This window comes from Pseudomonas viciae (assembly GCF_004786035.1).
Classification (GTDB): domain Bacteria; phylum Pseudomonadota; class Gammaproteobacteria; order Pseudomonadales; family Pseudomonadaceae; genus Aquipseudomonas; species Aquipseudomonas viciae.
Map to the genome: position 1 here is coordinate 5,029,579 of NZ_CP035088.1, position 20,475 is coordinate 5,050,053.

The following is a 20,475-nucleotide window of genomic DNA, read 5'->3' on the forward strand; positions in this document are numbered from 1 at the left end:
CGGACTCGGCCCCACATTCACCTTAGGACGGCAGGCAAGACCTGCATCAATCCAGCACATCACCCAATCGGGGAACCCTCCCCCGACGGGCACGGCGTTCCTCCGTTTTATCTCGAGGAACATGCCATGCGCGATATCTACCAAGACGTGACGGACAAGATCGTTACTGCTTTAGACCAAGGCGTTGTCCCCTGGATCAAACCATGGTCCTCTAGTGGCTCAACTGACGTCGGTCATCATCAACCCTTCCCCATCAATGCCATCACGCGTCGTCCCTATTCGGGGATCAATTTACCGTTGCTCTGGGCCGAGGCCAGGTTGCAGGGGTTCACTCAAGATCGTTGGCTGACCTTCAACCAGGCCAAAAAAGCCGGCGGACACATCCGTAAGGGTGAGCACAGCACTCTGGCGGTGCTCTACAAGCCGATGGAACGCGAGGAACAGACCGAGTCAGGCCAACCCATTTTCGATGAGAATGGTCAGCCCAAGGTCACTCACTTTGGTATTCTCAGGACGCATTTCCTGTTTAATATCGAGCAAACGGAGGGGCTCGAAGCTCTCAATGAAATACTGCTCGAAACGGAACCGAGCGATCCCTTCCAAGCCAACAGCGCTGCGGAAAATCTGTTGTTAAGTTCTGGCGCAAAGATCGTTCATCGGCCTGCCGACGAAGCGTTTTACCACCCGATCAGGGACTTCATCCAACTACCGACAAAAGCACAATTCCACAACGAAAGTGGCTACTTCGCCACTGCCCTGCATGAACTATCGCACTGGAGCGGACATGCCTCGCGCCTGCAGCGCGAAGGGGTGGTTTCCCCTAGCCCATTCGGTACGCCTGGCTATGCCTTCGAAGAACTGGTAGCTGAAATGGGCGCCGCATTCTTGTGCGCTCATTGTGGCATTCAGGGTGAGCTGCGTCATGAGGGTTACATTGAGTCCTGGCTCAGTCTGCTCACAGACAAACGCGCGATCTTCCGCGCCAGTGGCCAAGCCCGAGTTGCAGCGGAGTACATACTCAACCTGGAGCAGCAACTTAAGCAAGTAGTTCTGGAAGCCCCGCCATGCATCAACGGCGACGCTTAATCGCTAGTTATTCTTAAACTCGCTGCAACAGATGCTTCATAGGGCCCAACGCAAGTTGGGCTTTTTTGCCTCCAGATAGCCCCCCCGGGGCGGCACGTAGCCACAGATGATCACAAGCCCAAGGAAGCGCTCTTCGATGTGCAGATCAAACGCCATCCGGCTACGACGAACAGTGCTGTTCAGTTAGTAATCAATCCGTTGCAACCAGCCTACTGCGCGGCACGTAGAGATTTATCCACAGATCTACACACGTTTTTCGTGGACAACTTTCAATCTGTCGCGACGGACTTCCGCCACCGATTGACTCTACCGACTGAGGGCCATTTTGGGAGCGTGACCATCCGTGAAGATAAATCTGCATCAGTCATCCAGGTGATCCGCCAGAAACCCAACCAATTCCAGCGGGCTTTGGCTGTCGATCACCTTGTAGATCAAATCACGTTTACTGCGCGGCAACTTCTTGACCACGCTCTTCGCCGAGGCCCTGACGGCTTCGTCGGTCCCATGTATACGTGCCGCGAGCAGCAGCACGATCGTTGCATCAGTGAGGTTCATGGCAAGACCCAAAAAATATGCACCGCAGTGTACCGACTCTTGTCTTTTCCGTACCAGCCCCCAGCAAAACGATGCCTAGCAATATCAGTATTCGGATTGCCCCGCAAAAGGACACCAGCCAAAAAGGATGGGCAAGGGTTGGAAGGGAATGGGAACTCAAGGGTAAGAGCGCTACCCGAAAAGGCTAAAAGGCCACTGGTCCAGCCACCGCCTGGAGATCACAATGCTCCTCAGCCTGTTTCGCCGCAAAAGGCAAAATCCCCCTCCGTCACCGACCGTGAGCGCCGCCGAAGGTTACCTGCCCATTGAGTCAGCGCACACCCTGTTAGCGGCCGAGCACCGACGCCAGTTGCTCGATCGCATCTGGCAGTACACCGCTCTCTCCCACGCCCAATTTACCCAACTCTACTTAAATCCGATCCATCGCTACGCCGAACAGGTCCAGCAACTTCCGGCCAGCGAGACGCACCACCATGCGTATCTCGGCGGCATGCTCGACCATGGACTGGAACTGATCGCTTGCAGTTTGAAATTGCGCCAATCCTATCTGCTGCCCACTGGCGCCGCGCCCGAAGACCAGGCCGCGCAGACCGACGCCTGGTCCGCCGGCATCGCCTACGGCGCCCTGCTGCATGACATCGGCAAGATCGCCGTGGACCTGTTGGTCGAACGCCAGGATGGTCGTGTTTGGCATCCTTGGCAGGGTCCCCTGGATCAGCCCTACCGCTTTCGTTACCTCAAAGGCCGCGACTACCACCTGCATGGCGCCGCAACCGGTTTGCTCTACACCCAGATTCTCGACCGTCCTATCCTGGACTGGCTCAGTGGATTCCCTCAACTCTGGGCCAGCCTGCTGTATGTCCTGGCCGGTCAGTACGAACGTGCTGGCGTGCTCGGTGAGTTGGTGATTCAGGCCGACCGAGTCTCCACCGCGCAGAACATTGGCGGCAACCCGAACAAGGCACTGCAGGCGCCGATGCATTCGCTGCAACATCACTTGATCAGCGGACTGCGTCATCTGGTTCAACACGAGCTGAAACTCAACCAGCCGGGTGCCGCGGGTTGGTTGACTCACGACGCACTGTGGCTGGTCAGCAAGACGGTCACCGACAAACTGCGAGCCTATCTGCTGTCGCAAGCGATTGAGGGCATTCCTTCGTCCAACATTGCCGTGTTCGACGAACTGCAGTCGCATGGGCTGGTCGAGTCGACCCCGGAAGGCAAAGCCATCTGGACTGCGCAAGTGACGCAGGGAGACTGGCAGCAGAGCTTTACCTTTCTGCGCCTTCAGCCGGCGTTGATTTGGGGGAATGAAGACCGGCCTGAGGCTTTCAGCGGAACGGTGAGTGTTGCAGTCGATGACCTCTCGACTGATGCGTCGGCATCACCACTAGCGCCTAAAACTGTCAGTACAGAATCGCATCAAAGCTCTTCGCTGACAGGTCCCATGGTGATGGAAGATGCTGACTATCTCGGCTCGCTGTTGGATATGTTCGAGCAGCAAGAGCCTGGGGTCAGCGACACATCGTCAGCAAGCACTCTCGAAATCTCAAATCCCTCGTCGGATGACCCTGGTCAGGCATTCCTGAATTGGGTTAAGGAGAACATTCAAAGCCATAAGCTGATCATCAATGACAGCAAGGCCAAAATCCACACGGTGGGTGGCAGCGTATTTCTGGTCACGCCTGGCCTCTTCCAACGCTACGCTCAGGAGTTTCCTGGTATCTCACAAGGTGCCACTCAAGAGATTGAAGAATGGCGTTGGGTGCAAAAGCAGTTCGAAAAACTGAAGATACATAGGAAGCGCGGCGACGGTCTGAATATCTGGGTATGCCAGGTGCAAGGCCCTAGGAAGAAAACCACTCTGAAGGGGTATCTGATGCAGGAACCGAAATTACTTTTTGAATCGATACCGCCAGACAACCCTTTTCTCGCGATTGATGATGGTTAACTGCACCTTCCGACGCTGCCATCAAGCAAGCGATTGCACAGGGGTAGAGTAGGCGGAAGAAGCTTCGATGTTGAGCAGTCTGTTGGCGCTGATGAGATTTTGACCCAGGCTGTTGGAGTCGATTACCCCATCCAAATTTTCCGCAAACAATGGTCTTGCTCAAGAATTCAGAGGCTACATGCGGTTCATTCAAAATCAGCCGCCTGGCTCAAAATTGTATCAGTGCCAACAAAAGAGCCAGGCACAAGTGGAGAAAAAGGCAGTCAGGCATTTAGGAGAATGATGGCGGCAATGCTGGAGTTGAAAGAGAAGGACTGAACGGCATCTCTGGCAACCACCGGCCAGCACGCAGCAGCCGCCCCCTATCATGCCCCCTCCGTATTTTGCCGCAGCAGCACCCAGCAAACACAACCCAACTGGGGAATTCTCGCGCAGCGAGCTTCTCATCGGGCTACCCGATGCAGAGTCCTGCCAGTTACCGTGGAAGCTGACCATGCCTTGTCACAATCGGAAATCCGACATAATAGGACATGCGGGAAATGTCGGTTCGAGCATCAGAACGTAACGTCGCGCACGGGTCACTCCAACGCGAAGAATTTTCCGGCTGCGGTCGTAGGGTGCTGCATCACCCCGCCACACCAAGGAAGAGCGAAACTCTTTTGCTCCTTGCCTGATGCCTTCCCGAACCAAGATTACCGCATCGAACTGCTTGCCCTTGGACTTGTGGATAGTCATGACGTGTATACCCCCGGTATCGTTCCCATCAGCGAGCAGTTGATCCTGCACCAGTGCGTTATCCAGCCCCTGACGCGCGCTGGTGTAGGCACCAGTCGTCATCCACATCTCCGACAAGCTCGCGCTGATTCGCTTGCCACGATTGAACGCGATCAAATAGTCGAGGGCCCCCGCGACCTGCTTGAACTCGGTAACGTCGGTCCGGTAGAGCAGCGTTTTGATCTGAATCCAATCCCTGCCAGGGTCACCGGTAAGCACCAAATCAGCAGCGCCATTGATGAGTGCTTCAGCACTCCTCGCGAGATTGGTCTTCGGGGGCTTACCCTCTGCTATGCTGGCGCTCCACTTCAAGTAGGTTGCTGCCTCCTTGATCGCCGTCGCACTGCCATCTGCGCGCCTGATCGAGGCGAGCAATTTAAGACAGGCTGCGATATCAGCTGCACGCCGTTCAGGAAGCTTGGGCTCCAGCAGGAATGCTGCCAATCTGGCCGACAGCAGAACTGCGGCCTCGTCGAACAACACTTTGTGAGGAATGGGCTTCGCCCCTCCGTTCAAGGCAGCTGAAATTTTGGCGACGCCACTGCCGGTTGTTGCGAGGATGACCAAGTTTTCCAATTCCAGACCGTCAGCTTTAGCACCACTGAAAAATCGACCGAGCGCCACACGCATCCACTGGGCAGGATCGTTTCTGGGGTCATACAGAATGCGACCAACACCGGCATACGGGGCTCTTCTCGGCGTATTCGCCAGGACGTCATTGCCGAAAACAGCGATTTCAGTGCCAGGGCTGCGGTTGTTGTCGGAGCCGAGATCCACCAAAACAGGAGTTAAGGCGTCTTTGATATGCTCGATTCGCTCCGGACCTACACCCTCCAAGTGGTCAAAAATCTGCTGATCAAGATCAGCCAGGCAAATGATTTGGCAGAGGTCGGCCAGCTTCTCGATGCAGCCCCAAGCCGCATTCCCAGTGTCTTGAGCTTCATCAACAATGATCACAGGGTGAGTGTCTGCCACCAGTTCCCGGAGCAACTGACACCTTTCGAGCAGCTCACTGGACTTAGGAGCAAACCAGTCAAAACAGATTTGTCCCTCTTCCGCGAACAATCGCTCCCGCTCGGCTTGCCACGCGAGCCACTCGGCCGTCCCCTGCTCTCCTTTCTTCGGCGCTTTTAATCCACCGGACAAGGCCCTTTCATCTTGAGGTAGCAGGATCTTGAGCTTTCCCTTCGGTGAACCAAGCAGGTAGCCATGGCTTTTGAGCAGTGACCAGCAGAAGGAATGGAAGGTCTGGAGACTGAGCTGCGAACGTACCGTCTTATCGACCAGCAGACTCGACGCCTCTGCAACCCTAGCCACGGCTGCGCGAGAAAAACTGAGGAAGAGTATTGACTGCCCCGGCTGCAACCCAGCAGCAATAATCTTCGTGGCTTTCTGAAGGGCGATAGTGGTCTTCCCGCTGCCAGGCCCTCCAACAATCAGGAGGTGGGCATCCTCGTCCAGAATCGTCTGACGCCGCTCGCAGATGATCATAGGGCTCCTACCAGATCCTCTTCATCCTCTTCCTCAGCCGGTCTATCACCGGGGCGAGCGGCAGGACCAGGTTTTGGAAAGTCGTTATAAACACGCGTCAGGAAGTCTGTGATGCCCGGAGGTAGCTCATGCAGCGCGCAAAGGTCCAGCAACCGGGCTGCATACCCATTGCCCTTGTTGCTCTTGAGCGCCTTGAGCATGTTATCCGTTACGCCCTTGTCATCAGGGCGCTCGGCGGGGATGCCAATGTTCCCCTGGTCACCAGATTCACGAAGCGCGCAAAGGAACGTCCATTGGTGCTCGACCGGCGTCTGGGTTACCAGGAGCTGCTCGATGTTCGGGAAAGGAATCTCGTTCGGGAAGTCGAAGGCTTCCGCAAATTTTTGATTTTCCTCCGCCTTGCGTGACTTGTAGTCATAGAACGCATACGTTCGTAGGCCAAGCGCCTTGAAGAATGCACCGAAATTAGGCAACGAACCGTCGCCCTCGACGGGGAAAATCGTGATACCTGCCAAATCCAGGGCAAACAGATCTGGGTTGGCCTGCTCCATCTTCTCAGCGACTGCAGTCAACGCACCGTGCTCGGTGATCCCCTCCGCGACAATCACCCCAGGGCCCAGCATCGCTTCCGCCAGGCCACGGCGGGCATGGCGCTTGTACATCTTGCCTTTCAGTGTGGTGCCAGAAGCGACGGTCGTCGACTCCACTGTCGCCTCGCCATTACGCCGTAGGATGATGATCTGTGAGGGGTCGAATCGCTCGATCACATACGGGGAATGCGAGGTGACAAAGCACTGAGTCGTCTCTTCTAGAAGGTACTTCGAAATTCGCCGCTGCGTATGCGGTGGCAGGGCAATCTCAGGCTCCTCCATCGCGAAAATCACGTTGTCCTTTTTCACCTCGGCGATGAAAGACAGGAGTGCTAGCACAAGGGTGTTTAGCGTACCTGTCCCGACATGCTGGAATGGGACTGGCTTTTGGTCAGCGGTGATTGAAATGAAGAATGACATCGTCTTGCGCAGGTGCTCTCGCGTGAGCTGCGAAACGAACAACTGGGTCGCCTTTCCAGCGCCACCTACGGATATGTACTGAGCAAGCCTCTCTTCAATCGAATCCAGTACTGGCCGAAGGTCGGCAGCATCCGAATCAATCGGAGGATCTAGCTCCCGAAGCCGCTTGATAGACTTTTCCCATAGGCCAGTACGAACACCTTGCAACCGGAGGATCAGGTCGAGCAAAGAACCTCGCTCAAGGCTGAGAGCCCGTGAGCCTGTGCGCAAAGTCCGAAGGTAGAGAAACCCAAACAGCCGCTTCACTGTTTTCTTTACACGCTGAAGCTCGCCGTCTTCGAGGCTGGGGCTGTATGAGAAGAACGTGTCCGCCTCGAACTCATCCTCCTCCGGGTTGTAGAAGGCTTGGGTCTCAATGCGCAGGCATCGAATAACATCGGGAGGGACGGCGGCATCTACCTCACCTGCCTCCAACAGACGTTCCTCTTTGACATGCCACAGCTCCGTGTGGGCGGCGCAGGTGCGCTCAACCTCGCCACTGAGATCCACCAGCATGACTTCGATCCTGATCTTTACGGGAGTGGCCCCGTCAGCATCCAGGTACGAGGCGTTGTAAAAATCGAACTCTTGAACCGGGGGAAAGCGGGAAAGCCTGTCCGGACTGAGCACAAGGTCCAAAGCCTCGCAAATCGTGCTCTTCCCGACGTTATTGCCCCCTACCAACAGAGTGTGTCCGTCAAACGTAAGGTCAGCTGACTTTACACCCCGAAAATTTTCAATCTTCAAATTGATGACGCGCATTTCCGCAAATCCCTATGCCTGTTCGACACCTGAGCTTGGCTCATCCAGCCGACGCTGCATAGCCATTACTGCGGAAAAAATGGTCATCATGAGATTCATGATCAATTCATTCTGAAACGCTGCCTTACATGCTTTGAGTAGGTAGCAGGTGCCGCTCGTAACGTGATGGGATGCTCAGCTATATCCAAGCAGGCCTACAAGAGCCTCGCTTAGCGCTGGAGAAAATTACTCCACGATGCCAAAGTGACTTAGCATCGGCTGATTTAATTATTGCCTTCCGTTCTTATATGCCCAGTGGGCCAAGGATGTCCTGCATGTACAACCTGTTGATGACTGCTGGCGAAGATGACTGGAACAATCCCACATGGACCATGAGTAGAGATCGATTTCTCGAACACACCGTGGCCGCGATCAGGGAAAGGTATCAAAACCTGAGCCCGGATGCCCTCCAACACCTCAGGCAAATACCCACCCTATTTGCTTACGAAGAGTTTCGCAACCAGCCAGCACGGGTTGGCCGCGTTACAGAAATTCAGCAATTGCAGAATGCGCTTCGAATCACCCTGGCAATTGATCCGCACATTCCACCGATTCCACAGACGGTGTTTAGGACGATCTACGCAGACCTTGATATTAACACGCGTAATTTTGAGCATAGCCGCACCCATTGGGCCCTCAAAGATGTAGATCTACCCAACGTCCTCGCAGCGCACAACCTATCGGGAACCGCACAACTGCTGCCGCAATCTAGGCCGCCGAAGGTTTTCGTCTCATACTCGTGGGATTCGCCAGAGCACCGCCAGTGGGTTGCTCACCTGGCCGCAACACTGCGCTCCAATGGGATAGATGCCATTCTCGATCAATGGCACGTTCGAGGCGGAGAGGACCTTGCAGCGTTCATGGACCGATCTCTTCGAGAAGCGGATCGTGTGTTGGTCATCTGTACAGACGGGTACTACCAACGCGCAGTCGCGAGACAAGGTGGAGTGGGATATGAGCACTCCATGGTCACTGGGGAGTTGATGAGAAATGTGGGCTCCAACAAATTCATCCCGATAGTGCGTCAATCAGGGACCCAAACGCAGGTCCCCCCCGAGCTAAGTGGCCGGTTGCGATTTGATCTGGCTCCTGGCCCTAACTACCTCACGCATCTTGATGCCCTTATCAGAGACCTGCACAACGTTCCGACTCCGATTCCACCATTGGGGCAGAACCCATTCCTATAACTATTCGGCGTCAGCAATCGAATCAGGCATCTGGAATGGAGAGCGAACCGCCTGCCATTCTCTGGCGACTTTCCGCGTAGCGGGCTACATGCCGACCTGGGTGAAGCCATAACATCAAGCACCTGCGGGGCCGGCCCTGACCAAGGGCAGACCACAGGCCATTACTGCATCAGCCCTCTTCAGCCCGTCTTTTAGACCGAGCAGGACACTACTGATACGCCACGTTTTTCTGGGATACTGGGCCATGGATTAGTCCAGAAGCCTCTAGCATGGGCTCTGGCGGTTAGTAATTGAGCAATACGTTCGGATGCACAAATGTCAAGGATTGATCTGAAGGTTCCGTTTTCACAGAAAGATGAAGCGAAATCACTGGGCGCTCGATGGGACCCAAGCCTGAAGACCTGGTATATCCCCGAGGGCGTCGCAATAGGCCCCTTGGCCCGATGGCTGCCGGTGACAGAGCATTCAGACTTGGAGCACGGACCGGAATTTTGCGTCAGAGCGCCTTACTACTACGTCATGGAGTCAATCTCCGACTGCTGGAGCTGCTCCAATTGGACCCGCGTATTTTCGTTCAAGCTGCCAGAAGAGCACGAAGAATTCGTGTACGCGGAAGATGAAGACGAAGGTTTCGCGCTCACGAGCAACCTCGGTGAGTGGAAGCGACATGGGTATCGTGGAACGGTCTCCAACGTGGACTGCCTCTCCCCGCAGGTCACGAAGCAGATCCATCGCTTTACCAACAAGTTCAAGCACGCCTACAGCAAAACGGTTGGCAGCCGTTACCTGATGAATCACTGCGAACACTGCGGGGCAAAGCTCGGCGATTTTTTCATGCACAGCGAACCTGGCGGGGCTTTTTTTCCGACCACACCAGACGAAGCTCAGCGGATGTCTCTTGTCAGAATCAACGAACGGTTCGATGCGAACTGTAGCGTCGGCTTCGCCTCCGAAGACTTTTTCGACTGGATGCAGATTCGCGAGCAACCCTAATCACAACGTTTAACCACCCGATAGCCCGATGGCTGTCCCCCGCACATCCTTGGCAAATTAGCTAATGGTCGCCCTCTCTCAGTGAGCGATAACGGATGCGCCCAGCAAATCACTCCAATCCAACTGACCTACGTTGATGCCAGGCCCCTGTACCATCACTGTGCTACCATCAATGACTCTCAGCTGACGTCAGAAGCGCTCGGCACTCATAGTCACTACGGACGAGCATGGCATGGACGATCAGACACACAGTTCACCTGATGCTAATACAGATGCAGAGATTAAAAGCTCTGAGGTGAAATCGCTTGTTGTGTTGAACGCATGTGCCGCGAAGTTTTTCAAGAAAAAACTCGGCGGCCTATCGTTCTACGATAGTAATAAAGGCAGCGACTGGGACCTAGCGTCCCCAGTATGTGTTGACTTCGTCAATCTCATTGGCAAGAAGTTTTCCAGAAGCGGAAGGATCTACGGATACGTGGACCCGAACATGCTCGCTGCTGCCGATAATTTCTCAAAATATTCTAGCAACCTCGATTTCCACGCGCTTGTCACTGGCGTTATGGAACGGCTGTGCCACGAGGCAAACGACCCGGCACGTCGCTCTCTCAATGAGGGTTACGTTGTATTTTCACACTATCAAGACTACCGACAGGTCGATCACCTCTTGATTGTCATGCTTGGCAAAAAAGGCGGATATGATTTTGACGATGACACCAACCTTAATCCGAAAGGTACGGAAAGTCTGAACCTTCAAGATTTCCGCCAAGCCTCTTGCATGGACCTGACGGAATTCAGAAAAGGCTTCCCCGAAAATACAGGTGATTCCTACCTCTATTTTATTAAAGGAAATTCTAAAAGCGAATTCTTCAACGTTGCACTGGGTTGCTCTGATTCAATGCCAGGAAAAGTCTGCGTTGACAACCTAAAAAACGCTCTGGGTGCATACCTTACTGACGAAGCAGGTGATCTGCCCTCCTCGGAACGGCGCACAATTCACAATCGCGTCGTTAACTATATCGAAAGCAAAGCAGGCGAACGTGTACACCTTTCCGAAATCCAGCACGTTATCAACAAATGCCTGCAACCAGGCTCGCCTCACCTTGGCGGCCTCATGAAATTTATCTCAGAAAACTCTGAGCGCTTTAAGGTGAGCGAAGAATTCCAGCCCTCTGGTGTCGCTGCTAAAAGCATGGGATATGTAGATGTTAAGCTGCCGTCCGGAGAGTTCGCGGGGCGCTTGAAACTAGACGCCGTGGCCGTTGGTGACAGCACTGCCGACCTTAGCGTCGACAAGGACTTCGTGTACCTAAAGGTGAAGCTCCCAAGCGACGTATCAAACAGGCTTAAGGGCATAAATGCTGAGGATCCATCGTCAGGATCCCAAGATGCTTGATCGTATCTCGTTGGATGATGATCAGCTCATATTCGATACGGAGTCGCTGGATATAAAGGACGCCCATGAGTTCCTCAAAACTTATGGCTGCCACAGTCCTGACAATCTGGATCTGATTGGGCATGAGCTTTTCCTGCTGAAGCCCTCAGCATGGGACGAGGGCTACGTGCCCTTCTTTGCCAACGCCGAGGCAATGTGGCATGCGCTACGAACGCGCAGCGCAAAGCCTGGACACGTGCAAATCATCGGCATGAACGAGGATCAGCATGCGTCGGTTTCCCGACTGTTAGACCTGTACTTTTTAGTTAGAGAAACACTCAAAACGCTTTGCCATAGCGAAGGCGACGACAGCCAGATCCTCAAGTATATTTTCTTCAGCTCTAAAGAGTCACTTCTTACAAAGCTGGAAGTCTCGTACCTGATGGCATGCGATGAGCTAATGGCCATCAAAGTCGACGAAAAAGGCATGAAGCACGCTCAAACGATGCATGCAGCTGTGATGGCAGACGAGGACGTTCACTGCGAAGAAAGACGTCACGTTATGCGAGAAACGCTGACGGAATTCTTGAAGGATGAGAAAGACTACAACATCCGCATGATAATGGTGTCCATCTCGACCTTCTACAAGAAATACAATGAGCGCTATAAGGTTTATGTAAGCAAATTCTCAGTCAACAAAATTCTCACTGAGATTGAAAGTGATTGCGTTAGTTTTTTAGGTAAGGTCCAAGAAGCCATCATGGCCCAGCAGACGAAGGCGTTTGCTGTGCCAGGTGGCATAGTGGCAGCTGGTGCTATTTTAAAACCTGCTACGACCGCATGGGATTATCTCGTCATACTCGTGGGGCTGATCATTTCAACCTGGATGATCACTTCGTTAAACAACAACGTAATCAGCCACATCAACCTGCTTGCAGAGGAGTTCGAGCGCTCCACCAAAAAGTACGATGACATCGTCGTGGGCGTAGAAGAGATTCAAGAAAAAATTGAAGACTCACGAATAAAGCTTTCAACTTCGTCTAAGTCCGCCAACTCCAAGCTTAACGGGCTAACCCGCGTATGCTGGCTAATATTCATACTGGTAAGCCTGATTTTGCTCAAACGCTTCTTGGAAACGTGATGGTCGTGATAGAGACGGTAGCTACCTGCCATCCCCCCTGATACAGATCCATTAGTGCTTTCGATGGCCATCACTAGCGGGTCAGCGCCAGAGCCAATTAGGCTACCGTAGCGCTCCATCGGAGCGTGAATTTACCCTGCCGGAACGTCTACCTGACAAGCCATCACCTGCTCCGAAGGACACAATGCACGCAAAGCCCCATAGACTGAATGAGTTCACCAGTCGAGATGTTTGGTGCTGGAGGAGGCGTCCAGTTAGGGCAACCCAACCTGCGGCATGTAAGCCTTGGGCACAGGCCATGGGACGCCGACCTCTAGTGCATCTAACAAATCCGCCCAATATTGCATCATCCTACGTCTCGGCTCGACGTATTCCGCATGGTTGTTCGCATCAGCGTGCGAAAGCTGCGCCTCAATCCATTCTTCGACAAAACCAACCTCGTTGAGCGCCGTTGAGATGGTGGCCCTGATGCCATGACCGGTGAGCCTCCCTTTGTAACCCATCCGGCTAATGGCGGTGTTAAGGGTATTTTCACTGATCATTTCCTGCGGTTTGAATCGGTGAACCAGCAGATACTGCACCGCGCCCCCTTAACCGCATCAGCCGCTGCACAATTGCAATCGCTTGAGCAGAAAGCGGAATCACATAAGGTGGGATCTCATTCCCCTGTGTTCGCACACGACTCCGGAGTTGCTTCACACCCTCCGGCGGCACCAGCCAGACCCCCTTGTCGAAGTCGAATTAGTCTGGCGTCGCCGCCCGTAGCTCTCCTGTGCGCACGCCCGTCAGCAGCAATAGACGAATGCCAATGCCAGCGCTTCGAACCAGTCGTATGCACCTGCAGAGATAAGCCATTCCTATCAGTTAACGTATAAGGAGCATAAGAATTATGTGTATATGACCAATATCAATTATGGACTTGCCCCTACCAAACTGGACACCAACTCCCCGTTAAATTGATGTTGCTGCCAAGCGCCTGAACTCCCTCGGCGAACGATAGTTCAAGGCGCTGTGCGGATGCTGCTCGTTGTAATGCTCGAAGGCAATCGCCAGGTTACGCAGCGCCGTTTCCCGATCCGGCTTGGGCATGTGCGCCACGTAATCACGTTTGATCGTCTTCACGAAGCTCTCTGCCATGCCGTTGCTCTGCGGGCTACGCACAGGCGTGGTCACCGTCTGCAAACCGATCTGTCGAGCAAACAGGCGCGTCTGTTCGGCGGTGTAGGCCGAACCGTTATCGCTGAGCCATTGCACCGGCGTGGCGGGCAGCTGATCACCGAAACGCTTCTCCACGCTTTCCAGCATCAAGTCGCGAATATCATCGCCGCTGTAACCGGTCGGGCTCGCGACCCAGCCGATGGCTTCGCGATCGCAGCAATCGAGGGCGAAGGTCACGCTCAGTTTGGCGCCGTCCTCACAACGGAATTCAAAGCCGTCCGAGCACCAACGCGTATCGCTGGTTTGCACCGCAATACGGCCTTCGTGCCGACGCGGCACGCCGGGTTGTTTGATCCGGCGTTCAAGCAACAGGTTGTGATCACGCATCACCCGGTAAACCCGCTTCACGTTGACCGCGGGTAGCAACTGGGCTTCACGGGCACGACGCAGCAACCCCCAGACTCGACGGTAGCCATAGCTGGGCAGTTCGCTGACCTGTTGCTGGATTTCGGCCACCAACTCAACGTCGTTCACAGGCCTGCTTCGCCGTGTCTTGGGCGATACCGATTGCTTGATTCGAACCGTTAATTGCGAGCGCGCCACACCGAGACATTCGCTGACCAGCTTCACTGGTCGTCCCCCGGCAACAAGGGTGAGTGCGCAATCCATTTTCGCGACCGGGCGATCTCCACGGCTTCTTTGAGGATCTCCGCTTCCATCGTTTTCTTGCCCAGCATCCGTTGCAGTTCACGGATCTGCTTGAGCGCATCGCTCAACTCGGAGGCAGGCACCACGGCTTCGCCCGCGCTGACCGCCGACAGGCTGCCGTCCTGGTAAAGCTTGCGCCACTGGAACAGCTGGTTGGCATTGATGCCGTTGCGCCGAGCCACCACCGAAACGCTTTGCCCTGGCTCAAGGCTCTCGCGAACCATGGCCAGCTTTTGCTCTGGACTCCAGCGGCGCCGCCGCTCCTGGCCCAAAAGCTCCCCACTCTTATCGTTGCTGTTAGTCATAAACATAACCGTTTGCCTATCCCTTATCGTAAGGAGGAAACGGTGTCCTGTCTTTCATGGGGCTCGTTCAAATTACAAAGAGGCACTCATTGAAAAACCTTCTTGACGACGAATGAACACGCATGATCAATGTAATCAAAAGGTAATCCTGGAGAGAGAACCCGTGGAATCCCTAAACCCAACACAGCGCCGCATTCATCAAGCCGCCTTTCGCCTGTTCGCTGAGAGAGGTACATCACAAGTGAACATCCTCGACCTCGCGCAAGAGGCAGGAGTGGCGCGCGGAACGATCTATAGCAACATCGACAGTATGGAAAGCCTGTTCGAGGCGGTCGCTAGTCATCTCGCGAGAGAGATGTATGAGCGCATCAACAAGAGCTTCGATTCACTGACCGATCCGGCTCAGCGCCTTGCCAATGGCATTCGTCTCTTCATTCGTCGAGCTCACGAAGACTCCCAGTGGGGGGCATTCATACACAAGTTCGCCATGAGCAATTCTGCATTGCGCGAAATGTTCAGCAGCCAGGCGTCCACGGATCTTCGGAGCGGGCTTTCAGGTGGGCGGTACACGTTTCAGCAAGAACAATTGCTCTCAGTACTGACGCTGATATCGAGCAGTGTTCTCGGCTCGATTTTCCTCGTAATTGAAGGTCATAGGACGTGGCGCGACTCCGGCTCTGACACCGCCGAGCTGTTGCTGCGGGCATTGGGTGTGCCGCCAGAGGAGGCGCGTGCGTTGGCGACCATAGAGCTGCCGACACTTCCGCCTCTCGACTGAGTGCGTAGTTGATTCAACAAGAAACGCCCCTGGTTTTTTTCAGGGGTGGGGACCACTTTGCCAAAAAAACCCGAAAAACAAGAACAATGAACAATGAACAATAGAAGTGAATTGCACCGGTTAGTGACACCAAAGCCGGCTTTGTGCTAAATCCAGTTATTGTACGAAATCGAACGTGATCTCAAACGGGATTTACCAAGGGACGTTTGCTCTACGTTCGGGCAGCACAGAAGCCTCAATTAGCACACCCTCGTCCTTCGTGCAGTGGCAACAACACGTAGAACGTCGACCGGCGTAGGATGGATTTCCTCGTCTGTGACGTCGCAATTTGCAACCAAATCAAGACGGTATGTGTCGAAGCAGCGCTTTGCCACCTCTCTAGCTGACGGCAGACTATTAGGAGGATCCATGGAAAGCCAAGCGCCGCAGACCATTAGAAAGCTGCCGGCGTTCATAGAGGCTAGTAGTCGAGTGATTGTCTCAGGCGTCAAGCAACCACCCATGGAGAAATATCTCGCCTACCAGATTCAGCTGCGATTTTGTCGATCCAGTTGATCGCGTTAGTAGCACTCACCGCTGCTCCTCTCTTTGGCTTTCTCAAAGCCCTTCTTGACCCGATCAGTAATCGAAGGAGTCATGCCGCAGCGCCTAACTCCCTAGCCTCCTCAAATCTATCCTGTCCGACCTTTATCGCAAAGCCTAACTTCAGACTGCTAATCAGCAGATACCCGCTGCGCGCTCAGAAAATCCGTTGAAGGTCGCCTGATTTTCGGCATGTAGGCTTCAGGCGTAGGCGGCGGAACGCCGACCTCTAGTGCATCTAACAAATCCGCCCAATATTGCATCATCCTACGTCTCGGCTCGACGTATTCCGCATGGTTGTACGTAGCGCGAATTTGGTTGGCATCAGCGTGCGAAAGCTGCGCCTCAATCCATTCTTCGACAAAACCGACCTCGTTGAGCGCCGTTGAGATGGTGGCCCTGATGCCATGACCGGTGAGCCTCCCTTTGTAACCCATCCGGCTAATGGCGGTGTTAAGTGTATTTTCACTGATCATTTCCTGCGGTTCGTATCGGTGAACCAGCAGATACCGTGCACCGCGCCCCCTTAACTGCATCAGCCGCTGCACAATTGCAATCGCTTGAGTAGATAGCGGAATCACATAAGGTGGAATCTCATTCCCCTGTGTTCGCACACGACTCCGGAGCTGCTTCACACCCTCCGGCGGCACCAGCCAGATCCCCTTATCGAAGTCGAATTGGTCTGGCGTCGCCGCCCGTAGCTCTCCTGTACGCACGCCCGTCAGAAGCAATAGACGAATACCAAGCCGTGTCTTTTCTGCACACTCATAGTGGGTGACGGTTCTGAGCAATCCTGGAAGTTCATTAACTTGGAGGAAGGGATTATGGCGGACCGGCCGCGGCGTCTCGGCAACGATATCAAGATCTGCTGCTGGGTTCACATCAATAAGCCCTTCCGCCATAGCAAAACGAAAGATCTGGTTGAGCCAGGTCCGCACCTTTCGAGCAGACACCAGCGCGCCTCTGCGCTCAATTCGTCGAATGAGCTCCAGCACGTCGCCACGAGAAATATCCGCGATCGGAAGATCGCCCAAACACGGCAGCATGTCCTTCTTCAGGTATTTGCTGGCTTGCCCCGCACTGCCCTTCTTGCTTTTCGTCAGTTTTTTACTGCGGAACTCATGCCAACGATCAGCAACCGCTTCAAACGTGTTGTTGGCGGCGTGAGAGGCTTTCTGCCTCTCGGCACGACGATGCGATCGAGGATCGATATTGTTGGCCACCAGCGCACGTGCAGCCTCTCTCCGCTGACGAGCCTCCTTTAGACTCACGTCGGGATAGATGCCGAGGGAAATACGCAATTGCTTGTCATGCCAATAGAAACGGAAATGCCAACGCTTCGAACCCGTCGGGGGCACTTGCAGAGATAAGCCATCCCCATCAGTTAACGTATAAGGCTTGGTGGCGGGCTTGGCTTGCTTGATCGCTGTATCTTTCAGAGCCATCAGACACCTCCTTTTGTATCAAGGAGGGGAATACAACCCAGCGGTAGACGGACCAATACGAAAATTGATACGCAAGGAATCGTAAAAGGCTGTGCCAGCGGTGTACTTAAATGTGTACTTAAAAACCGTGGCTGGGGATGGATTCCAGTGGAATTCAGAAAACGAAAAAAGCGACTCAAGGCCGCTATTTCCGTGACTTCCAGGCGTTCAGTGGGCCTTAGTGGAAGCAAATATGGCGCAGCGGACGGGACTCGAACCCGCGACCCCCGGCGTGACAGGCCGGTATTCTAACCGACTGAACTACCGCTGCGCGTAACACTTTGGAACGAATGGTGGGTGATGACGGGATCGAACCGCCGACATTCTGCTTGTAAGGCAGACGCTCTCCCAGCTGAGCTAATCACCCTTCGCTTTCGGTGTGGCGCGCATTCTACGGAGCACTCCCAAAGCTGGCAAGCACTTTTTAAATTAATTTTTTCAGGCCTTCCAAAGGCTTAGCGAAGGGTTGGCCTATGGCGCTGCGAAGAGAATAATGCCCCCTTTGTATAAAGGAGAGACTCACCCCATGTGGTTCAAAAACCTGCTTATCTATCGCCTGACCCAAGATCTGCCTTTTGATGCCGAGGCGTTGGAAACTGCACTGGCCAGCAAACTGGCGCGTCCATGTGCAAGCCAGGAGTTGACCACTTACGGTTTCGTCGCGCCGTTTGGCAAAGGCGAAGACGCCCCCCTGGTGCATATCAGCCAGGACTTCCTGCTGATCGCCGCGCGCAAGGAGGAACGCATATTGCCTGGCAGCGTCGTACGCGATGCCCTGAAGGAAAAGGTCGAAGAGATCGAAGCCGAGCAAATGCGCAAGGTCTATAAAAAGGAACGAGACCAGCTCAAGGATGAAATCATCCAGGCGTTCCTGCCGCGTGCGTTCATTCGTCGCTCGTCCACCTTCGCCGCCATCGCGCCGAAACAGGGCCTGATTCTGGTGAACTCCGCCAGCCCGAAACGCGCCGAAGACCTGCTGTCGACCCTGCGCGAAGTCATCGGCTCGCTGCCAGTGCGCCCACTGACAGTCAAAATGGCCCCGAGCGCCACCATGACCGACTGGGTCAAGACCCAGAAAGCCGCGGACGACTTCTTCGTGCTGGACGAATGCGAACTGCGCGACACCCACGAAGACGGCGGCATCGTGCGCTGCAAGCGCCAGGACCTGACCAGCGACGAAATCCAGCTGCACCTGAACACCGGCAAGGTGGTGACGCAATTGTCGCTGGCCTGGCAGGACAAGCTGTCCTTCGTGCTCGACGACAAAATGGTGGTCAAGCGCCTGAAGTTCGAAGACTTGTTGCAGGACCAGGCGGAACAGGACGGTGGCGACGAAGCCCTCGGCCAACTGGACGCCAGCTTCACCCTGATGATGCTGACGTTCGGCGAGTTCCTGCCAGCGCTGGTTGAGGCGTTGGGCGGGGAAGAGATTCCGCAGGGGATCTAAAGGCCAGATTGGTTACCCTTGTGGAAGATTCCACAGGGGATCTAAAAGCCAAATGATTACCCTTGTGGGAGCGGGCTTGCTCGCGAAGGCGGTGGGACAGTCACAGAAATGTTGACTGACACGCCGCCTTCGCGAGCAAGCCCGCTCCCACATTGGTTTTTGTGGTGTTATTAAAAATAAGGATCAGGTCATGCGCGCATTGGCTGCATTGAGTCGCTTTGTCGGCAACACCTTCGCTTACTGGGTACTGATTTTCGCGGTGCTGGCCTTCTTACAGCCGCAGTGGTTCGTCGGCCTGAAAGTCGCCATCGTGCCCTTGCTGGGGCTGGTGATGTTCGGCATGGGCCTGGCGCTCAAGGTGGAAGACTTCGCCGAAGTGGCCCGTCATCCGGGCCGCGTCGCCCTGGGAGTGGTTGCTCAATTCGTGATCATGCCCGGTACGGCGTGGCTGCTGTGCCAAGTGTTCAGCCTGCCGCCGGAGATCGCCGTCGGCGTGATCCTGGTGGGTTGCTGCCCGAGCGGTACATCCTCCAATGTCATGACCTGGCTGGCGCGCGGTGACCTGGCCCTGGCCGTGGCGATTTCCGCCATCACCACCCTGCTCGCCCCTCTGCTGACCCCCGCGCTGATCTGGCTGCTGGCCTCGGCCTGGTTGCCGGTGTCGTTCTCGGCGCTGTTCTGGTCGATCCTGCAAATCGTCCTGTTGCCGATCGCATTGGGCATCATTGCCCAACGCCTGTTGGGTGCCCGGGTTCGTCATGCCGTAGAAGTCCTGCCGCTGATATCCGTGGTGAGCATCGTAATCATCGTCGCGGCGGTGGTAGCGGCCAGTCAGGCGAAAATCGCCGAATCCGGCCTGCTGATCATGGCCATCGTGATGCTGCACAACAGCTTCGGTTACCTGCTGGGGTATTTCACCGGGCGCCTGTTCGGGTTGCCACTGGCCCAGCGCAAGACCCTGTCGCTGGAAGTGGGCATGCAGAATTCCGGCCTGGGCGCCGCGTTGGCCAGCGCGCATTTCTCGCCACTGGCGGCAGTGCCCAGCGCGCTGTTCAGCGTCTGGCACAACATTTCCGGGGCATTGCTCTCGACCTATTTCCGGCGCATGAGCGAAAAACAGGACCGTGAACTGCTCGCCCGACAAGCAGCGGACTGACAGGCAGACTTGATCGAGCGGTCAATAATTGGCACTCTATCGCCCAGCGCGGGGACGACCCCGCCACTCGATCAAGCTCTATCCGGGGACGACCCCATCCATCGATGGAGGTGTGTGATGTCCTGGATCATTCTGTTTTTTGCCGGCCTGTTCGAAGTCGGCTGGGCGGTCGGCCTGAAGTACACTGACGGCTTCAGCCGCCCGCTCCCCACTGCACTGACCATTGCCGCCATGGCGATCAGCCTAGGCCTGCTCGGCCTGGCGATGAAGGAATTGCCCTTGGGCACGGCCTATGCGATCTGGACCGGGGTCGGTGCCGTGGGCACGGTGATCGCCGGGATCATTTTGTTTGGGGAATCGATGGCGTTGGTTCGGTTGGCCAGCGTGGCGTTGATCGTTGCCGGGTTGATCGGGCTCAAGGTCAGCGCCTGAATGCTCCTGCAGGAGCAAAGTCTGT

General features: G+C 55.0%; 15 protein-coding genes, 2 tRNA genes and 1 pseudogene. 10 read left to right on the forward strand and 8 right to left on the reverse strand.

The genetic code is table 11. The features are described 5' to 3' along the window. Window positions 1-126 precede the first annotated feature (126 nt). Window positions 127-1,086, forward strand: coding sequence for an ArdC family protein (locus EPZ47_RS22225; RefSeq protein WP_135846700.1), 960 nt, complete (start codon window positions 127-129; stop codon window positions 1,084-1,086). Between the two features lie 360 nt (window positions 1,087-1,446). Here EPZ47_RS22225 and EPZ47_RS22230 read toward each other — a convergent pair whose 3' ends face one another. Beyond that, window positions 1,447-1,641, reverse strand: a complete 195-nt coding sequence (locus EPZ47_RS22230; RefSeq protein ID WP_135846701.1) for a DUF7740 domain-containing protein — start codon at window positions 1,639-1,641, stop codon at window positions 1,447-1,449. A gap of 223 nt (window positions 1,642-1,864) precedes the next feature. Here EPZ47_RS22230 and mobH point away from each other — a divergent pair, with 223 nt between their 5' ends. Then, window positions 1,865-3,592 carry a MobH family relaxase gene (mobH, locus tag EPZ47_RS22235; RefSeq protein ID WP_135846702.1) on the forward strand — a complete coding sequence of 576 codons (1,728 nt, stop codon included), beginning with the start codon at window positions 1,865-1,867 and terminating at the stop codon, window positions 3,590-3,592. 501 nt (window positions 3,593-4,093) lie between these two features. On the opposite strand, the gene EPZ47_RS22240 is transcribed toward mobH, so the two are convergent. Both EPZ47_RS22240 and EPZ47_RS22245 read right to left on the reverse strand, forming a co-directional pair. Continuing rightward, window positions 4,094-5,857: a UvrD-helicase domain-containing protein gene (locus EPZ47_RS22240; RefSeq protein ID WP_135846703.1), complete on the reverse strand. Its 1,764-nt coding sequence runs from the start codon at window positions 5,855-5,857 to the stop codon at window positions 4,094-4,096. Continuing rightward, on the reverse strand, window positions 5,854-7,668 hold the full coding sequence (locus EPZ47_RS22245; RefSeq protein ID WP_135846704.1) for an ATP-dependent nuclease: 1,815 nt from the start codon (window positions 7,666-7,668) through the stop codon (window positions 5,854-5,856). Before EPZ47_RS22245 ends, EPZ47_RS22240 begins: the two co-directional genes overlap by 4 nt. 314 nt (window positions 7,669-7,982) lie before the next feature. Between EPZ47_RS22245 and EPZ47_RS22250 the strand changes: the two genes are divergently transcribed. The 4 genes from EPZ47_RS22250 to EPZ47_RS22265 all read left to right on the forward strand — a co-directional run bounded on the left by EPZ47_RS22250 (window position 7,983) and on the right by EPZ47_RS22265 (window position 12,400). Next, window positions 7,983-8,894 carry a toll/interleukin-1 receptor domain-containing protein gene (locus EPZ47_RS22250; protein WP_158296376.1) on the forward strand — a complete coding sequence of 304 codons (912 nt, stop codon included), beginning with the start codon at window positions 7,983-7,985 and terminating at the stop codon, window positions 8,892-8,894. Window positions 8,895-9,209: 315 nt separating this feature from the next. Continuing rightward, on the forward strand, window positions 9,210-9,887 hold the full coding sequence (locus EPZ47_RS22255) for a DUF5710 domain-containing protein (RefSeq protein WP_135846706.1): 678 nt from the start codon (window positions 9,210-9,212) through the stop codon (window positions 9,885-9,887). A gap of 232 nt (window positions 9,888-10,119) precedes the next feature. Beyond that, window positions 10,120-11,280: a nucleoid-associated protein gene (locus EPZ47_RS22260; protein ID WP_135846707.1), complete on the forward strand. Its 1,161-nt coding sequence runs from the start codon at window positions 10,120-10,122 to the stop codon at window positions 11,278-11,280. Next, complete coding sequence (locus EPZ47_RS22265; RefSeq protein WP_135846708.1) at window positions 11,273-12,400, forward strand: hypothetical protein; 1,128 nt, start codon at window positions 11,273-11,275, stop codon at window positions 12,398-12,400. Before EPZ47_RS22260 ends, EPZ47_RS22265 begins: the two co-directional genes overlap by 8 nt. A 254-nt stretch (window positions 12,401-12,654) precedes the next feature. Here the strand turns inward: EPZ47_RS22265 and EPZ47_RS22270 are convergent. Then, window positions 12,655-13,210 (reverse strand): annotated as a pseudogene (locus EPZ47_RS22270) (tyrosine-type recombinase/integrase); the annotation flags it as partial. A gap of 141 nt (window positions 13,211-13,351) precedes the next feature. Further along, a protein-coding gene (locus EPZ47_RS22280; RefSeq protein WP_420825043.1) for an IS3 family transposase occupies window positions 13,352-14,571 on the reverse strand; the annotation gives its coding sequence in 2 pieces (ribosomal slippage) (window positions 13,352-14,226 and window positions 14,226-14,571; 1,221 coding nt in all). Between the two features lie 163 nt (window positions 14,572-14,734). On the opposite strand from EPZ47_RS22280, the gene EPZ47_RS22285 reads away from it, so the two are divergent. Continuing rightward, window positions 14,735-15,349 carry a TetR/AcrR family transcriptional regulator gene (locus EPZ47_RS22285; RefSeq protein ID WP_135848052.1) on the forward strand — a complete coding sequence of 205 codons (615 nt, stop codon included), beginning with the start codon at window positions 14,735-14,737 and terminating at the stop codon, window positions 15,347-15,349. 713 nt (window positions 15,350-16,062) lie between these two features. Here the strand turns inward: EPZ47_RS22285 and EPZ47_RS22295 are convergent. From EPZ47_RS22295 to EPZ47_RS22305, 3 genes are all read right to left on the reverse strand, one after another. Then, window positions 16,063-17,376, reverse strand: coding sequence for a tyrosine-type recombinase/integrase (locus EPZ47_RS22295; RefSeq protein WP_135846710.1), 1,314 nt, complete (start codon window positions 17,374-17,376; stop codon window positions 16,063-16,065). A gap of 233 nt (window positions 17,377-17,609) precedes the next feature. Beyond that, window positions 17,610-17,686, reverse strand: a tRNA-Asp gene (locus tag EPZ47_RS22300). A gap of 20 nt (window positions 17,687-17,706) precedes the next feature. Then, window positions 17,707-17,782: transfer RNA gene (locus tag EPZ47_RS22305), tRNA-Val, on the reverse strand. 159 nt (window positions 17,783-17,941) lie between these two features. Here EPZ47_RS22305 and rdgC point away from each other — a divergent pair. The 3 genes from rdgC to sugE all read left to right on the forward strand — a co-directional run bounded on the left by rdgC (window position 17,942) and on the right by sugE (window position 20,450). Beyond that, window positions 17,942-18,862, forward strand: coding sequence for a recombination-associated protein RdgC (gene rdgC, locus EPZ47_RS22310; RefSeq protein WP_135846711.1), 921 nt, complete (start codon window positions 17,942-17,944; stop codon window positions 18,860-18,862). Window positions 18,863-19,052: 190 nt separating this feature from the next. Next, window positions 19,053-20,018: a bile acid:sodium symporter family protein gene (locus tag EPZ47_RS22315; protein ID WP_135846712.1), complete on the forward strand. Its 966-nt coding sequence runs from the start codon at window positions 19,053-19,055 to the stop codon at window positions 20,016-20,018. 117 nt (window positions 20,019-20,135) lie between these two features. Further along, window positions 20,136-20,450, forward strand: a complete 315-nt coding sequence (gene sugE, locus EPZ47_RS22320) for a quaternary ammonium compound efflux SMR transporter SugE (RefSeq protein WP_003204587.1) — start codon at window positions 20,136-20,138, stop codon at window positions 20,448-20,450. The last annotated feature ends 25 nt before the right edge of the window (window positions 20,451-20,475 follow it).

Excerpts from the sequence above, each read along its gene's own strand:
- mobH (WP_135846702.1), top strand. The coding sequence starts at position 1,865 with ATGCTCCTCAGCCTGTTTCGCCGCAAAAGGCAAAATCCCCCTCCGTCA.
- EPZ47_RS22225 (WP_135846700.1), top strand. The coding sequence starts at position 127 with ATGCGCGATATCTACCAAGACGTGACGGACAAGATCGTTACTGCTTTA.
- EPZ47_RS22255 (WP_135846706.1), top strand. The coding sequence starts at position 9,210 with ATGTCAAGGATTGATCTGAAGGTTCCGTTTTCACAGAAAGATGAAGCG.
- EPZ47_RS22265 (WP_135846708.1), top strand. The coding sequence starts at position 11,273 with ATGCTTGATCGTATCTCGTTGGATGATGATCAGCTCATATTCGATACG.
- EPZ47_RS22230 (WP_135846701.1), bottom strand. The coding sequence starts at position 1,641 with ATGAACCTCACTGATGCAACGATCGTGCTGCTGCTCGCGGCACGTATA.
- EPZ47_RS22295 (WP_135846710.1), bottom strand. The coding sequence starts at position 17,376 with ATGGCTCTGAAAGATACAGCGATCAAGCAAGCCAAGCCCGCCACCAAG.
- EPZ47_RS22240 (WP_135846703.1), bottom strand. The coding sequence starts at position 5,857 with ATGATCATCTGCGAGCGGCGTCAGACGATTCTGGACGAGGATGCCCAC.
- sugE (WP_003204587.1), top strand. The coding sequence starts at position 20,136 with ATGTCCTGGATCATTCTGTTTTTTGCCGGCCTGTTCGAAGTCGGCTGG.
- rdgC (WP_135846711.1), top strand. The coding sequence starts at position 17,942 with ATGTGGTTCAAAAACCTGCTTATCTATCGCCTGACCCAAGATCTGCCT.
- EPZ47_RS22245 (WP_135846704.1), bottom strand. The coding sequence starts at position 7,668 with ATGCGCGTCATCAATTTGAAGATTGAAAATTTTCGGGGTGTAAAGTCA.
- EPZ47_RS22315 (WP_135846712.1), top strand. The coding sequence starts at position 19,053 with ATGCGCGCATTGGCTGCATTGAGTCGCTTTGTCGGCAACACCTTCGCT.
- EPZ47_RS22260 (WP_135846707.1), top strand. The coding sequence starts at position 10,120 with ATGGACGATCAGACACACAGTTCACCTGATGCTAATACAGATGCAGAG.
- EPZ47_RS22250 (WP_158296376.1), top strand. The coding sequence starts at position 7,983 with ATGTACAACCTGTTGATGACTGCTGGCGAAGATGACTGGAACAATCCC.